This is a genomic window from Enterobacter sp. CPE_E1241 (assembly GCF_045618265.1).
GTDB classification, from domain to species: domain Bacteria; phylum Pseudomonadota; class Gammaproteobacteria; order Enterobacterales; family Enterobacteriaceae; genus Enterobacter; species Enterobacter adelaidei.
Genome location: NZ_JBIWYV010000001.1, coordinates 3,650,218 through 3,662,855, shown reverse-complemented (window position 1 = coordinate 3,662,855; position 12,638 = coordinate 3,650,218). Strand labels below are relative to the sequence as shown.

At 49.8% G+C, this 12,638-nt stretch carries 19 protein-coding genes and 1 other RNA gene; 12 read left to right on the top strand and 8 right to left on the bottom strand.

Features of this window, described 5'->3' with window-relative positions; all coding sequences use genetic code 11:
- The first annotated feature begins 127 nt into the window (after window positions 1-127).
- The 8 genes from ACJ9Y9_RS17865 to ACJ9Y9_RS17830 all read left to right on the top strand — a co-directional run bounded on the left by ACJ9Y9_RS17865 (window position 128) and on the right by ACJ9Y9_RS17830 (window position 5,821).
- Window positions 128-913 carry a hypothetical protein gene (locus ACJ9Y9_RS17865; protein ID WP_206462047.1) on the top strand — a complete coding sequence of 262 codons (786 nt, stop codon included), beginning with the start codon at window positions 128-130 and terminating at the stop codon, window positions 911-913.
- Window positions 894-1,289, top strand: a complete 396-nt coding sequence (locus tag ACJ9Y9_RS17860) for a hypothetical protein (RefSeq protein WP_256125502.1) — start codon at window positions 894-896, stop codon at window positions 1,287-1,289. The genes ACJ9Y9_RS17865 and ACJ9Y9_RS17860 overlap by 20 nt, the downstream gene beginning before the upstream one ends.
- A 63-nt stretch (window positions 1,290-1,352) precedes the next feature.
- The gene (locus ACJ9Y9_RS17855; protein WP_407226195.1) at window positions 1,353-2,105 is read left to right on the top strand and encodes a Gp138 family membrane-puncturing spike protein; all 753 of its coding nucleotides are present in this window, start codon (window positions 1,353-1,355) and stop codon (window positions 2,103-2,105) included.
- The gene (locus ACJ9Y9_RS17850) at window positions 2,105-2,458 is read left to right on the top strand and encodes a hypothetical protein (protein WP_023325694.1); all 354 of its coding nucleotides are present in this window, start codon (window positions 2,105-2,107) and stop codon (window positions 2,456-2,458) included. The genes ACJ9Y9_RS17855 and ACJ9Y9_RS17850 overlap by 1 nt, the downstream gene beginning before the upstream one ends.
- Window positions 2,459-3,658 carry a baseplate J/gp47 family protein gene (locus ACJ9Y9_RS17845; RefSeq protein WP_407226194.1) on the top strand — a complete coding sequence of 400 codons (1,200 nt, stop codon included), beginning with the start codon at window positions 2,459-2,461 and terminating at the stop codon, window positions 3,656-3,658. It abuts the gene before it with no gap.
- A complete protein-coding gene (locus ACJ9Y9_RS17840; protein ID WP_407226193.1) occupies window positions 3,655-4,335 on the top strand; it encodes a DUF2612 domain-containing protein in 681 nt (226 codons plus the stop codon). Before ACJ9Y9_RS17845 ends, ACJ9Y9_RS17840 begins: the two co-directional genes overlap by 4 nt.
- A complete protein-coding gene (locus ACJ9Y9_RS17835) occupies window positions 4,335-5,234 on the top strand; it encodes a phage tail protein (protein ID WP_407226192.1) in 900 nt (299 codons plus the stop codon). The genes ACJ9Y9_RS17840 and ACJ9Y9_RS17835 overlap by 1 nt, the downstream gene beginning before the upstream one ends.
- Window positions 5,234-5,821, top strand: a complete 588-nt coding sequence (locus ACJ9Y9_RS17830; protein WP_407226191.1) for a tail fiber assembly protein — start codon at window positions 5,234-5,236, stop codon at window positions 5,819-5,821. Before ACJ9Y9_RS17835 ends, ACJ9Y9_RS17830 begins: the two co-directional genes overlap by 1 nt.
- Window positions 5,822-5,987: 166 nt before the next feature.
- Here ACJ9Y9_RS17830 and ACJ9Y9_RS17825 read toward each other — a convergent pair whose 3' ends face one another.
- Window positions 5,988-6,161 (bottom strand): AlpA family transcriptional regulator, encoded by a 174-nt coding sequence (locus ACJ9Y9_RS17825; protein WP_236903494.1) that lies wholly within the window; start codon window positions 6,159-6,161, stop codon window positions 5,988-5,990.
- A 49-nt stretch (window positions 6,162-6,210) separates the two neighbouring features.
- On the opposite strand from ACJ9Y9_RS17825, the gene xisR reads away from it, so the two are divergent.
- Together xisR and ACJ9Y9_RS17815 are read left to right on the top strand one after the other, a co-directional pair.
- Window positions 6,211-6,462, top strand: a complete 252-nt coding sequence (xisR, locus tag ACJ9Y9_RS17820; protein ID WP_407226190.1) for an excisionase family protein — start codon at window positions 6,211-6,213, stop codon at window positions 6,460-6,462.
- A gap of 8 nt (window positions 6,463-6,470) precedes the next feature.
- Entirely contained in the window at window positions 6,471-6,776 is a 306-nt protein-coding gene (locus ACJ9Y9_RS17815) for a helix-turn-helix domain-containing protein (protein ID WP_407226189.1), read from the top strand.
- Window positions 6,777-6,804: 28 nt separating this feature from the next.
- Here ACJ9Y9_RS17815 and ACJ9Y9_RS17810 read toward each other — a convergent pair whose 3' ends face one another.
- From ACJ9Y9_RS17810 to smpB, 5 genes are all read right to left on the bottom strand, one after another.
- Window positions 6,805-7,266 (bottom strand): hypothetical protein, encoded by a 462-nt coding sequence (locus ACJ9Y9_RS17810; protein ID WP_262770674.1) that lies wholly within the window; start codon window positions 7,264-7,266, stop codon window positions 6,805-6,807.
- Window positions 7,263-7,742, bottom strand: a complete 480-nt coding sequence (locus ACJ9Y9_RS17805; protein ID WP_262770675.1) for a Panacea domain-containing protein — start codon at window positions 7,740-7,742, stop codon at window positions 7,263-7,265. The genes ACJ9Y9_RS17810 and ACJ9Y9_RS17805 overlap by 4 nt, the downstream gene beginning before the upstream one ends.
- A gap of 257 nt (window positions 7,743-7,999) precedes the next feature.
- Window positions 8,000-8,239, bottom strand: a complete 240-nt coding sequence (locus tag ACJ9Y9_RS17800) for a DinI family protein (protein WP_262770676.1) — start codon at window positions 8,237-8,239, stop codon at window positions 8,000-8,002.
- 272 nt (window positions 8,240-8,511) lie between these two features.
- Window positions 8,512-8,873: a transfer-messenger RNA gene (ssrA, locus tag ACJ9Y9_RS17795) on the bottom strand.
- A gap of 89 nt (window positions 8,874-8,962) precedes the next feature.
- Complete coding sequence (gene smpB, locus ACJ9Y9_RS17790) at window positions 8,963-9,445, bottom strand: SsrA-binding protein SmpB (RefSeq protein WP_008502505.1); 483 nt, start codon at window positions 9,443-9,445, stop codon at window positions 8,963-8,965.
- A 156-nt stretch (window positions 9,446-9,601) separates the two neighbouring features.
- On the opposite strand from smpB, the gene ACJ9Y9_RS17785 reads away from it, so the two are divergent.
- On the top strand, window positions 9,602-10,039 hold the full coding sequence (locus ACJ9Y9_RS17785) for a type II toxin-antitoxin system RatA family toxin (protein WP_195757727.1): 438 nt from the start codon (window positions 9,602-9,604) through the stop codon (window positions 10,037-10,039).
- Window positions 10,029-10,316, top strand: coding sequence for an RnfH family protein (locus tag ACJ9Y9_RS17780; RefSeq protein WP_108090949.1), 288 nt, complete (start codon window positions 10,029-10,031; stop codon window positions 10,314-10,316). The genes ACJ9Y9_RS17785 and ACJ9Y9_RS17780 overlap by 11 nt, the downstream gene beginning before the upstream one ends.
- 109 nt (window positions 10,317-10,425) lie before the next feature.
- On the opposite strand, the gene bamE is transcribed toward ACJ9Y9_RS17780, so the two are convergent.
- A complete protein-coding gene (gene bamE, locus ACJ9Y9_RS17775; RefSeq protein ID WP_014884883.1) occupies window positions 10,426-10,764 on the bottom strand; it encodes an outer membrane protein assembly factor BamE in 339 nt (112 codons plus the stop codon).
- Between the two features lie 138 nt (window positions 10,765-10,902).
- Window positions 10,903-12,564, bottom strand: coding sequence for a DNA repair protein RecN (recN, locus tag ACJ9Y9_RS17770; protein ID WP_028016739.1), 1,662 nt, complete (start codon window positions 12,562-12,564; stop codon window positions 10,903-10,905).
- Window positions 12,565-12,638: the final 74 nt, after the last annotated feature.

The following is a 12,638-nucleotide window of genomic DNA, read 5'->3' as shown; positions in this document are numbered from 1 at the left end:
CCATTGAACTAACTGAGTTTATCTTGATGAGCTAAAGTAAGTTTACCTTATGCCGATAAGATTGATGATTGACTAAACTGTGTACACGCACATAGAATTCTAAACCACCTTGTAAGAGTGAGCGGATATGGCTGGTTGTGTACCTAAGGAAAAAGCTGGCGAGTTGATTGAGCTGTATGGCGACATGCTAGAAGCAGGCACGCCTGTAAATGAGCTCGAGTATCGTCGTGCTGTAAGGGATTTGGAGAAAGAGAATACAGCTAATGCTGTAAGTGCTCTTGGTATACTGCACGCTGCTGCTGGTAAGTTTGATAAGGCATATTCAGTCTTTGAGACCGCTCTTTCTTATGTTGATGATCCTGCAATCGCTGCAAATTATATTTATGTAACTAAATATAATAATGATGCAATTAGGCTTCGTGACAAATCATTAGAATTTGTCGAAAAGTTTCAGACGAAGAAATTCACTGCATTAGCTTTCTCATCTGCATATCGTTTCGGTTACAGAGATTTGCTTATTAAATATATTGATCAGCATATCAAACTTCTTTCCGACGAGGAGGGCAGGGAATTGGCAATATTACAGAAAGCAGAATTATTGTCAGAGATTGATGATGCCTATAATTCTACTGGATGCTCTCCAGAGCAATTTAATTTGCTCGCGGAAATCGTAGCGACAGTAGCTAAGGACTTTTCAGCAGAAACTGGTTTGCTTGAAGTCAGCCGAAATGGCAATAAATGCTATGTGGCTGATATAAAAAACAAAGACCCTAAATCGATCGCTCAAATGAATTTTGCATTAGCTGAAGCTGTATGCATGGAGCCTCGGTTAGACGACTGTGAGTTAATAGCTCGTTTCTCTGCGCCGAGAATTCTTCATACGGGGGTTAGCTATGTCGATAAACAGTATTGATTTCTTTAATGCAGCCAAACAATACAGTTCCATGGCAGATGAGGCTTCATGGCGAAGCGCTATTTCCCGGGCATATTATTCGATGTACCATGAAACTATGGCCAGTCTTACTTGTGTCCCGAAATATTCAAGCAACCACCATGGGAACCTCATTGGATATATGACAACACCGGCAGAATGTAAAGGTGAGCCATATGATTCTCGTACTATGCGACTGCTTGGTTACAACCTAAAGCAATTGCGTGATGCCAGAAATGAAGCTGATTACCATATCGCAGATATTTCAGTTTCAAAAGAGATGGCTGAGACAGCAATTGCGTCTGCTGAATTGTATTTCTCAAAGTGGACTGCATTAAAATCAGCTAAAGCATCTTAGTCGCTTTCCATGTTATATCGAACCCGCCACCTGGCGGGTTTTTTGCTTTCTGGAGCCTACCAAATGGCAGTATCTGACCAGACCCGAAGCGGCGATCTTGCCGAAACATTCAAATCCGAGCGGGAAACCACAAAGAACCAGATCCGAGTCGCTTTGCCTGGCATCGTCCAGTCATTCGATCCTGACGCGGTGACGGCGGTTGTGCAGCCTGCTATCCGTTCGGTTGAAACGGATAACGACGGGAAGCGTGTTACCAAAAATTACCCGCTGCTGGTGGATGTGCCGGTGGTATTTCCACGCGGTGGCGGCTGCACGTTGACGTTCCCGGTTAAAGCCGGTGATGAATGCCTGGTGATTTTTGCTGATCGCTGTATCGATTTCTGGTGGCAGAACGGCGGGGTGCAGGAGCCTGTCGACGACCGGGTGCATGACTTATCGGATGCGTTTTGTATCGTCGGGCCGCAGTCACAGGCGCAGAAAATCAGCGGAATCAGCACGGGGGCCGCTCAGCTGCGCAGCGACGACGGAAGCACGTTCTTTGAGCTCAACCCCACTACGCAGAAAATTAAAATCGTAGCGCCTGGCGGTCTGGATGTAGTTACCCCGCTGGCCGACTTCTCAGCGAAAGTTACCATTCATGGGCTCCTGTCCTGGCTGGGTGGAATGGTGGGTTCTGTCGCTTCTGGCGTTGCATCCAAAATCATCGGCGCTGTCGAGTTTATCGGTACCGTTAAAGCTAACGGCAAGTCAATTGATGATACGCACACGCACGGCGGGGTTCAGCGAGGCGGAAGCAACACAGACGGGGTGAACTGATGCGATACAGACGCGAAGACGCCGACGGTGATTACACCTTTGGCAGCGGCGATGATACCTGGCTGATTAACTCACCTGAGGCCGTGGCGCAGGCCGTGAAAACGCGATTCGAATTATGGTACGGGCAATGGTTTCTCGACACCACAGAGGGGACACCGTGGATTCAGTCCGTACTTGGTAAGCAGAAGCCGGAAACCTACAACCTGGCGATCCGTAAGCGCATCCTCGAAACGCGGGGCGTTAAATCCATCCTCTCTTTCAATACGACAGTGAATACTACGACGCGCCGCGTCCAGTTCTTCGCTGAAATCGACACTATCTACGGAACAACGACAGTAACCAGCGAGGCATAAATGGCCCTCAATTTGGACACACTCGGCTTATCGGCAACGGTAACCGCTGAGGGGATCAGTGCGCCTGATTATCAGACGATACTCGATACCCTGACGAGCTATTTTCAGCAGATTTATGGCAGTGACGCTTATCTGGAGCCAGACAGCAAAGACGGCCAGATGGTGGCGCTGGTGGCGCTGGCTATTCACGATGCCAACAACACGGCCATCTCCGTTTATAACTGCTTCTCACCTGCTACGGGTTACGGCGCAGCGCTGACCAGTAACGTAAAAATTAACGGTATCGCGCGCCGAGGGGCGACGAACTCTACCGTGGATCTGCTTCTGACCGGTACCGCCGGGGCATCCATCACAAACGGTACCGTGAAAGACACGAATAACGTGATCTGGCGGCTTCCTGCCTCGGTCACGATCGGTGTCGGCGGTACCGTGACGGTGACTGCTACCTGTTCAAACAGCGGAGCGGTTGCGGCGCTGGCCGGGACGATTACCACTATCAACATGCCGACCCGTGGCTGGGCATCGGTAACCAACCCGGCGGCGGCCACTGTAGGTGTACCTGCTGAGCGCGATGACCAGCTGCGAGTCCGGCAGAGCCAGAGTGTGGCACTACCATCGATTACGCCCTTTGATGCTGTAGACGGAGCCATTGCGAACGTGGCTGGCGTGACCCGTCACAAGCTGTACGAAAACGACAAAGGGACAACAGACAGCAACGGGTTACCGCCGCATTCCATTGCTGCCATCGTAGACGGCGGCGACCTTACCGAAATAGCTCAGGCTATTAGGGGGAATAAGGGGCAGGGAACAACACCCTACGGCTCAACTGTTGTCACGGTGCCGGATAAATACGGTAACCCGCATGATGTAGGCCTTTCTCGGTCGACTGATGTCCCGATTTACGGGCATATCACCCTGAAAGCATTCACCGGCTACACGTCTCAAATTGGCGTACAGATTCAGCAGGCCGTCGCGGATTACATCAACGGGCTGACAATCGGGGACGATGTGCTGCTGAGCAGGATTTATTCTCCGGCGAACCTCGGCGTAGTGAGTGGCGGCAATGCCCGCTACTACGACATACAGGAGCTGCTGATTGGCAAATCAGCCAGTAGCGTAGCGGCGGCAAACATCACCATCGCCTATAACGAATCCGCGTCGTGTAAACCCGAAAACATTGTTCTATCGGTGACGTCATGAGCAAGTACACGGACTTAATCACCAACTATCACGCCACGAAGCCGAAATTTTTTGATCACGTCGACCTGAGCACGCGGCCACTGATAGATATCACTACCGCCACCCGGGGACTGGTAAGCGCTTTCGACATCGATACCGCCGTCGGTGTCCAGCTCGATACGCTCGGCCTCTGGATTGGTCGCAGTCGCATCGTCAGCCAGCCGATAAGCGGCGTTTATTTCAGCTGGGACACTGACGGGCTGGGATATGACCAGGGCGTATGGCAAGGCCCGTATGACCCCGATTCAGGCTACACAACGCTGAGTGATGCAACATACCGCATCGTACTTAAGGCGAAAATAGCTATCAACAACTGGGACGGCCGCAATGATTCGCTGCCTCCCATCCTTGACGCTGCGACCGCAGGCTCAGGCCTGAGGATGCAAATCGTCGACAACCAGGACATGACGATCTCGGTCTGGGTTTTTCCCGAGACTGATATTTCTAATGTGTCTCTCGAACTGATCGCCGCTATCAAGCAGGGCTATCTCACCGTTAAAGCCGCTGGCGTATGGGCCGGTGACGTTGAAACGCCTTCGGTAGAAACACCGTCAGAGGGTAATCGATTCTTCGGTTTTGACATGGACAACGAATACATCGCCGGATTTGATGATGGCGCATGGGGGAAATTACTGTAATGGCTAAAAATGATTTTAAACCGTTTGCTACCGGCGCTGGCGCAAATGTAATGTCCCAGGCTGACTGGGAAGCTCTGCCTGCTCTACTTTCTGGATTTACAGCAGGCAAAGCATCCAGCGAGCAGGTCAACAAAGCTATTCGGCAGGCAGCTTTTATCGCGGCAGCGCTTGCGCAGTACACCGCCAACAAAAGCGGGCTGGATGTGCTGGATGATGGTGATGTGAGCGGGTTCATTACCAAAATGACCACCGCGTTCGGTAAGGACTTTCAGGGGCTTGATGCCACACTGACATCACTTGCCGGCCTCGCTACAGGAGCAAATAAGCTTCCGTATTTCACCGGGGCAGATACTGCAGCGCAGACGGATCTTACTTCAGTCGGGCGTGACATAATCGGTCAAAGCAGTATCGCCAACCTTCTCACATACCTCGGTTTGGGAGCGGGGGCGCCAGCTATCGGTATTCCGTTCTTCTGGCCGTCCTCGGCAATGCCAAATACGGTTATGACTGAATGGGCTGATATGGTGTTTCTGAAGTTCAACGGAGCCACATTCTCAGCGTCGAACTATCCAAAACTCGCTCTGGTGTTTCCTGGATTAACACTGCCTGAAGCACGCGGTGAATTTATTCGTATCTGGGATGATGGCCGTGGTGTTGATAGTGGCCGTGCATTACTTTCCGCGCAATCAGACGATTTCAAAACACACGAGCATAAATTTTTAGGAACAAATGGAAGTGGAAGTAATGTAGTGTTTGGCACCGTTTCGGGTGCATCTCCTTTATATACAAACGGCATCAGTCAGCCCGGTGGGTCGGCTTTGCCTGCATTCCAGAACCCAGGCGGTACTGAAACACGCCCACGTAACATTGCATTCAACTTTTTAGTAAGGGCTAAATAATGAAACCTGTTTTCGATGAAAATGGACTGGCAAAAGAAGCCGGTGAAATCCGGTGCTATTACTACGACGCGGTGACGTTTGAATACATGGGATGGTCTGACGAATATATTAATATTGGTGTCAGTATGCCGGGTGATTCTACTGATATTGAACCAGGTGATGAAGTGGCTGGGAAGGTCGCTGTATTCCAGAGCGGCGGATGGGTGCTTAATGAAGACCATCGTGGTGAAACGGTATATTCAACCGCTGACGCCTCGGCCTCAACGGTAGATTATATCGGTCCAGTTAAGGATGGTTACACCAGTGTTGCCCCTTCAGGTCCTTACCAGAAATGGGATGGGAAAAAGTGGATAACAGATACAGATGCTCAGCATGCTGCTGATGTAAAAACGGCGGATAAGCAGAAAACCGCGTTACTGGTTGAAGCGCAGGAAACAATCAGTTTCTGGCAAACTGAACTGCAACTGGACATTATCAGCGACGAAGACAAAGCAAGCCTGATTGCCTGGATGCAGTACATTAAAGCAGTGCAGGCAGTGGACACCTCGAAAGCTCCGGATATCATCTGGCCTGAAAAACCTGCATAAAGGTGAATGCCGCCGCCCATCGTATGCAAGAAAAGGCGGCGGCTGGTTGCTCAGTGTTCATGCCCGAGCAAACGCCGGGAATATTACCCGAGTAAAATTTAAAGGCCAACTTGACGAACGGTCGGAAACTCAGAAACCAGCAATATATCGTACTCTTGCAGAATCGTTATTCCCCCCTAGATGCTCGAACTTTTTCGTCGATCCACGCTTCCACCTCCGTTGATACCCATCTTACTGACCTACCTATTTTTATTGATTGCGGAAATTCACCCGCGTTCATCCAGTTGTAAATGGACCCTTTTTTGAACCCAACTTTGCGGCAAACCTCTTTCAGGTCCATAAAATATATGTTCAACTTACGTTCTCCTCGTTAGAAATGTGTGTGGGTTATGGAACATCAAAAATTTCAATTAGAGCCAAATAAATGGGTTACCGAGTCGGTACTGATGGCTATCACAGGCCTCACAAAGAACGCAATCAGATCTGCACGGGAAAAATCATGGATGGAGGGAAGGGAGTATCGACACTATTCAGGCGATTGCCAACCTAAGGATAACAGCCCGATAATGTATAACCGATTTGAAGTTGATGCCTGGGTTGAAAGGCAAAAGGTTGCAATCCCGCGTCAAAGAAAAAGCTAAGCAAAGTCATGGAAAAGCTAACGTTGACACGAAAGGAAGCAGCGGAACTACTCGGCATCTCAACGGCTACGGTTACTCAGTGGGTTCTTGAAGGTCGTCTCAAAGCCTACCGGGTCAGCGATAGGCCCAAGTCACCGTACTTGTTTACGAAAGAAGATTGCTTGGCCGCCTTGTTAGCAGTGGAAGTTGAACCTACCAAGCTCAGGGACAAAGAGCGGAAGGTTGAAGCTGAGGTGGCGTTCACTCGACGGAAGAAAGAAGTGAATAAAAAGTTGCGTAAAATGCTTAATATGCCTGAAAAAGATGACTATTAACTAGATAGCCGTTTTATTGTAAATGGGATTAACCACCATTTTCTTTCGTTTCTTTCCCTGATGGGAATAAACCACGAATAACACCAAGGAACGCAGCGAAAAGATTTAAAGTTGTAGCGCTGGTTATTGCAATTAACACTTCATCGGAAAATGTTTTCACACCAACTACATTGCCGATGACAGATAAGATCAGAACACAGCCCCAGCCATAGAGACCCCATTTTGCAACTTTATAGGCCTTCTCTGCGAATCTTTGACGCAGCTTACGATTAGCTGTTCGGTCTTCTACATCCTGATATCTCAAATCATCTGTATAGTCTCTAGGGCGCGCTCCAGGTACAGGCTCATCCGGAGGCGCGTCTTCACGACTGTTAACTGCAGGGCCTTTTTTTACTTCACTATCAGAGAAAAAAGGGTTTGAAGAGGCAGTTGCTTCGTTTGCAGCAACCGCCTGTTGTTGAAGGGATGATGGTTGGCTATGTGAACTCATTGAGGGTGGATATTGTTCATCATCTGTTCGAGAGTAATTGTACTTCCATCATCCGGACCTAAGGACCATGCAGCCCCGGGTGCATGAGTCAATGCTGAAAGCTCAGGTCCAGAGTATTTCCCATAGTTGGTTGCAATCTGATCGATGAGTTTTATCGCATCCAAATCATTAGCATTAATTTCTGGTGTAACAATCTTCATTCCGTTTTGCGGTACCTGAACCAAACCCGAGATCTTCCTTGTAACAGGGAAATAGCCATATGGCTTCAACTCGTGGTAGATAGAAGGGATCACTGGGCCGAATTTCCATCTTTTGAAATCATCATCAATGAGAGGTTGTCCATGATGAAATCGTAGATACCAAGACTGAGTATAAAAAAGTAACTTTTGTACTTTCATCGGACTCAGATCAGGGATAAGACCTTTAATGCCTCTATCGATGAAGGCATTAGCAACTGCAGCTGCAGAATAAGCCATCGTATGCCCCCTTATGGTGTGTGGTTTTATAGATGCTGCAACAGTTTTACCTTATGGGTAAATCTTAGTACATATTAATAAGTTTCAAGCAACCAGTCACTTAAAATTGGATGGCATTTTTGACTAAAAATGTGGTTACGATAGTAGAAAGTGCCGCATTTATTGGGTTGCTTGTTTCAAAGTACTAACTAGTTGCGTTTTTCATTTTGCAACCCTATATGTAGGGGCTACCACATTTATTTCAAGTGCGCGCATGGCTAACCATGAGTCAGCCACATGTCTGAGTCATCAAACATTTCCTCCAGCATGCGATTGAGCTTTTCCCGATCGCTTTTGCTGGCATCGCTATTCAAGCCGTTCGCTTGCATCGGCTTAACCCTAACTTCGGCATCAGGGAAAATCTGGTGCACCCGCTTCGTCAGCTCAGCCAGGATAATCTCTCTGGCCCCTTCAAGTCCCTCTACATTTCGCTTGTCATAAACCAGTTCAACGAACATAAAAGCCTCCGGAAAACCACTGTGGTTGTATACAGTATTTTTACTGTAAAAATAAACAGTGTCAAGGCGAGCGGGACGCGAAAGGGAGAGGTTTTTTTTGTTACTCTTAGTTACAAATAGAAAAACCCCAGACCATGAGATCTGGGGTTCTTTTAAAGTGCACGTGCATTTCACGTGCATTTTTTTGTCTTTTCTCGGTCTGCGCTCTGTCTGGTCAGAGTCCGTAAGTGGCTGTTTTTATTGCCGCTGTCCGGTTGCAGTCATATCAAAAGTGGTGGAGCTGGCGGGAGTTGAACCCGCGTCCGAAATTTCTACATCCTCGGTACTACATGCTTAGTTTGTCTTTACATTCGCACGCCAGCTGCGGACAGACACGCCACTAACGAACTAGCCTGATTAGTTTTAACGCTTCAACCCCAGGCAGGGCTTCCACGCGATCTCTTTTGGGTTTGACCTCTCTTTGATCCCCGTCTTAAGAGCGGAAGCTAGGGAGAGAGGGCTCAGAGCAGGTTATTAAGCTGCTAAAGCGTAGTTTTCGTCGTTTGCGACTATTTTTGCGGCTTTTAACGAGGCAAACCGCCCCTCGGCATGCACCTTGGGTTTCGCAAATCCCGTCGAATCCAGAATCAGCCCCAATAGTGTTGAACTCAGTATACCAGATTTCACTTGCTGGATACCAGCCCGGAACGCTAACTTATTGAATAGTACAATAAGTGTGCAGAATCAACGCCCTGCATTTTTCATGATGCGCGCTTTGTCGAGCTGCCACTCGCGCTCTTTCAGGTCAGTTCGTTTATCGTGTTGTTTTTTACCCTTCGCAACGCCAACTTTCACTTTGCACCAGGCATTTTTCCAGTACAGCGACAGAGCAACCACGGTGAACCCTTCACGGTTGATGCGACCATAGAGGGATTCCAGCTCGCGCTTGTTCAGCAGCAGTTTACGTGTGCGTGTTGGGTCACAAACATAGTGCGAAGAGGCGACGGTCAGCGGCGTAAAGTTCGCCCCGAACAGGAAGGCTTCACCATCTTTCAGGATCACGTAGCTATCGCCGATGTTGGCTTTCCCGGCGCGCAGCGATTTTACTTCCCAGCCCTGCAACGCAAGGCCAGCTTCGAATTCTTCTTCAATGAAATACTCATGGCGAGCACGCTTGTTGAGCGCAATGGTCGCCGAGCCTGGTTTATGTGCTTTTTTCTTCGTCATAAGTGTCGTAAAGCCGTCGGTAATCTGATTTCAAAAAGTCACCTCATTGCGTCCTGTGAGGTCTAACGCGCTATCTTAGCACGAGATGAGGCTTAGCGTTTTTTTAACAGGTGATAAATGTTATTATTTGTCCGTTGTGTGACCATGGGAAATGCTATGCCTCAGATTAGCCGTACTGCGCTTGTGCCTTACAGCGCGGAACAAATGTATCAGTTAGTGAACGATGTTCAGTCTTATCCAGCGTTTATTCCTGGATGTACCGGGAGCCGTGTTCTGGAGTCTGGTCCAACGCAGATGACCGCAGCGGTGGATGTCTCCAAAGCGGGGATCAGCAAGACGTTCACCACGCGTAATACGCTGACGAGTAATCAGAGTATTTTGATGCATCTGGTGGATGGTCCGTTTAAAACGCTGATGGGTGGCTGGAAGTTTACGCCCCTGAGCGCTGACGCCTGTCGTATCGAGTTCCATCTGGACTTTGAGTTTACGAATAAACTGATTGAGCTGGCGTTTGGTCGCATCTTTAAAGAGCTGGCTTCAAATATGGTTCAGGCGTTCACTACCCGCGCCAAAGAGGTTTACAGTGTCGCATAAGATTGCTGTGGAAGTGGTGTACGCGCTGCCGGAGAAGCAATATCTGCAACGTGTAACGCTGGAAGAGGGCGCTACTGTTGAGATGGCTATCCGAGCTTCCGGCATCCTTGAGCTTCGCAGTGATATTGACCTGGCGAAGAATAAAGTCGGGATTTACAGCCGCCCGGTTAAGCTGGGTGATGTGCTGAAAGAAGGTGACCGGGTGGAGATTTATCGTCCGTTGATTGCCGACCCGAAAGAGCTGCGTCGTCAGCGCGCGGAGAAAGCGGCTAAGTAGCGCTTTCTTCCCCGGTGGCGCTGACGCTTACCGGGGCTACGTTTCTGTGCAAGAATTCAGAAACAAAAAAGGTGCTCATTGAGCACCTTTTTGCATTTCTGACGCCTGATTATTTGGTCAGGGCAGGCTTGTTGTCGATGTTGGTCAACACACCTGCGCTGCTGAAGGTCAGCGTCAGGGTTTGCTGGGTCACATCTTCGTGGCCCGGTTGCTGACGGAATACATAGAACCAGGTGTTTGTGCCGAACGGATCGGACATCATCGGGGTTCCCAGTGCATAAGCGACCTGCTGTTGTGTCATCCCCACACGGATTTTGGACACATCGTTAGGGGTAAGGTAGTTCCCCTGGTTGATGTCAGGACGGTAAACCACTTTCTCCAGAGTGGAACAGCCTGCGGTCAACATCAGAAGAACCGCTGCGGCAGCGGTCAGCATTTTACAACGCATAGTGATTTGATTCCTTTTCGGGCCCGAGCAGAACGCGGCTCATATGTAATATGCCGATGATAATAGACCTTGCCCCACTTTGAAACCGGTCTGGCGGCGTTTTTGTTGTTCTCTATGACCCTGAGATCCCGAAAAAGTTTATGCCGCCAGCAGTTCTTTCGCGTTTGCGAGCGTATTACGCGTGACTTCACTGCCGCCAAGCAGACGAGCCAGCTCCTGCAGACGCGCACGTTTATCGAGCGGTTTCATGTGCGTTTCCGTCATTTCACCGTCGGTTTCTTTGCTGACGATAAAGTGATGGTGACCACAGCCAGCCACCTGCGGAAGGTGGGTAACACACATGACTTGTGTTGATTCACCTAACTGACGCAGCAGCTTACCGACTACCGCCGCCGTTGGACCGCTGATCCCAACATCCACTTCATCGAAAATCAGCGCCGGGGTTTCCATTTTACGCGCGGTAATCACCTGAATCGCCAGTGCGATACGCGACAACTCACCCCCGGACGCCACTTTGGAGATGGCCTGCAGCGGCTGACCGGGGTTAGTGGTGACGCGGAACTCGATACGATCCGCACCTTCTGCCGTCAGAGCATTCTCTTCAAAGCGGACATCGATCGTAAACACGCCGTGCGGCATCGCCAGCGTGTGCATACTGTCGGTGATGTGCTGACTTAACTCCTGGGCATAATGCACTCGAATCTCATGCAGTTGTTTCGCTGTTGCCATCGCCTGTTCATGATGCAGGTTCACCGCCAGAGAGAGGGTTTCCTGCGAGTCAGCCTGATCGTCAAGCTGCTGCTGTTCTCCCAGCAGAGACTGATAGTAATTTGGCAGTTCTTCCGGCGTAACGTGATGCTTACGTGCCAGTGAGATCTGACGGGAGATGCGTTGTTCCAGCTCAAACAGACGGTTCGGGTCGAGATCCAGACGTTCACAGTAGTGGCGCAATTCATCACCGGCTTCTGAAATCTGAATCGCGGCCTCTTCCAGCATATCCAGTACGCCAGAAAGTTTGCTGTCCATGCCAGCCAGTTCGGTGACCAGTTGACGAACGTTATACAGCTGGCTTTGCAGGTTCACGTCTTCGCCATCCGCAAGCATGTTGAGGGCGTTTTGACTGGTTGAAAGCAGGTGACCGCTGTTGGCCAGACGCTTGTATTCTTCGTCGATTTGCTCAAACTCACCCGCCTGCGGGTTGAATTCGTTCAACTCTTTTAACTGGTACTCCAAAAGCTCGGCGCGTGCGGCGCGCTCCTGGCTTTGCTGCTGGTGCTGGGCAAGCTCACGGCAGCTTTGATGCCACTGGCGATAATGTTCTGCCATAAGCTGAGTAAGCGCGTACTCACCCGCATAGCCATCAAGCAGGGCTTTCTGCTGTTCTGGTTTGACGAGTTGCTGATGTGCGTGCTGGCCGTGGATCTGGATAAGCAACTGGCCGAGCTCGCGGAGCTGGGAGAGTGGAACCGCCGTACCGTTGATAAAGCCACGTGAACGACCGTCGCTGCTGATCACGCGGCGAAGTAAACACTCACGTCCATCTTCAAGCTGGTTCTGTTCCAGCCAGCGCTGGGCGGCAGGGGTGTCTTTCAGGGAGAAGCGGGCACAGAGATCGGCACGGTTTGCGCCCATGCGCACCATGTCTCCCTCGGCACGGCCGCCAAGGCACAAGCCGAGGGCATCAATGGCAATGGATTTACCCGCACCGGTTTCCCCGGTGATCGCCGTCATGCCGCTGTGGAAATCGATCTCAAGCTCACGAACAATGGCAAAGTTGCTGATGGTCAGTTGTGCCAGCATAATTGTTTTCCTGTATGAAAAACCATAACTGTGTTTTCATACAGTATAAACTGGTTTTATATACAGTAAAGCGC

What these genes read in the sequence shown, in the direction of transcription:
- ACJ9Y9_RS17800 (WP_262770676.1), bottom strand. Translation starts at nt 8,239, where the DNA reads ATGTTCGTTGAACTGGTTTATGACAAGCGAAATGTAGAGGGACTTGAA.
- ACJ9Y9_RS17865 (WP_206462047.1), top strand. Translation starts at nt 128, where the DNA reads ATGGCTGGTTGTGTACCTAAGGAAAAAGCTGGCGAGTTGATTGAGCTG.
- ACJ9Y9_RS17855 (WP_407226195.1), top strand. Translation starts at nt 1,353, where the DNA reads ATGGCAGTATCTGACCAGACCCGAAGCGGCGATCTTGCCGAAACATTC.
- ACJ9Y9_RS17810 (WP_262770674.1), bottom strand. Translation starts at nt 7,266, where the DNA reads ATGAGTTCACATAGCCAACCATCATCCCTTCAACAACAGGCGGTTGCT.
- smpB (WP_008502505.1), bottom strand. Translation starts at nt 9,445, where the DNA reads ATGACGAAGAAAAAAGCACATAAACCAGGCTCGGCGACCATTGCGCTC.
- recN (WP_028016739.1), bottom strand. Translation starts at nt 12,564, where the DNA reads ATGCTGGCACAACTGACCATCAGCAACTTTGCCATTGTTCGTGAGCTT.
- xisR (WP_407226190.1), top strand. Translation starts at nt 6,211, where the DNA reads ATGGAACATCAAAAATTTCAATTAGAGCCAAATAAATGGGTTACCGAG.
- ACJ9Y9_RS17805 (WP_262770675.1), bottom strand. Translation starts at nt 7,742, where the DNA reads ATGGCTTATTCTGCAGCTGCAGTTGCTAATGCCTTCATCGATAGAGGC.
- ACJ9Y9_RS17840 (WP_407226193.1), top strand. Translation starts at nt 3,655, where the DNA reads ATGAGCAAGTACACGGACTTAATCACCAACTATCACGCCACGAAGCCG.
- ACJ9Y9_RS17815 (WP_407226189.1), top strand. Translation starts at nt 6,471, where the DNA reads ATGGAAAAGCTAACGTTGACACGAAAGGAAGCAGCGGAACTACTCGGC.
- ACJ9Y9_RS17860 (WP_256125502.1), top strand. Translation starts at nt 894, where the DNA reads ATGTCGATAAACAGTATTGATTTCTTTAATGCAGCCAAACAATACAGT.
- ACJ9Y9_RS17835 (WP_407226192.1), top strand. Translation starts at nt 4,335, where the DNA reads ATGGCTAAAAATGATTTTAAACCGTTTGCTACCGGCGCTGGCGCAAAT.
- ACJ9Y9_RS17850 (WP_023325694.1), top strand. Translation starts at nt 2,105, where the DNA reads ATGCGATACAGACGCGAAGACGCCGACGGTGATTACACCTTTGGCAGC.
- bamE (WP_014884883.1), bottom strand. Translation starts at nt 10,764, where the DNA reads ATGCGTTGTAAAATGCTGACCGCTGCCGCAGCGGTTCTTCTGATGTTG.
- ACJ9Y9_RS17845 (WP_407226194.1), top strand. Translation starts at nt 2,459, where the DNA reads ATGGCCCTCAATTTGGACACACTCGGCTTATCGGCAACGGTAACCGCT.
- ACJ9Y9_RS17830 (WP_407226191.1), top strand. Translation starts at nt 5,234, where the DNA reads ATGAAACCTGTTTTCGATGAAAATGGACTGGCAAAAGAAGCCGGTGAA.
- ACJ9Y9_RS17785 (WP_195757727.1), top strand. Translation starts at nt 9,602, where the DNA reads ATGCCTCAGATTAGCCGTACTGCGCTTGTGCCTTACAGCGCGGAACAA.
- ACJ9Y9_RS17825 (WP_236903494.1), bottom strand. Translation starts at nt 6,161, where the DNA reads ATGGACCTGAAAGAGGTTTGCCGCAAAGTTGGGTTCAAAAAAGGGTCC.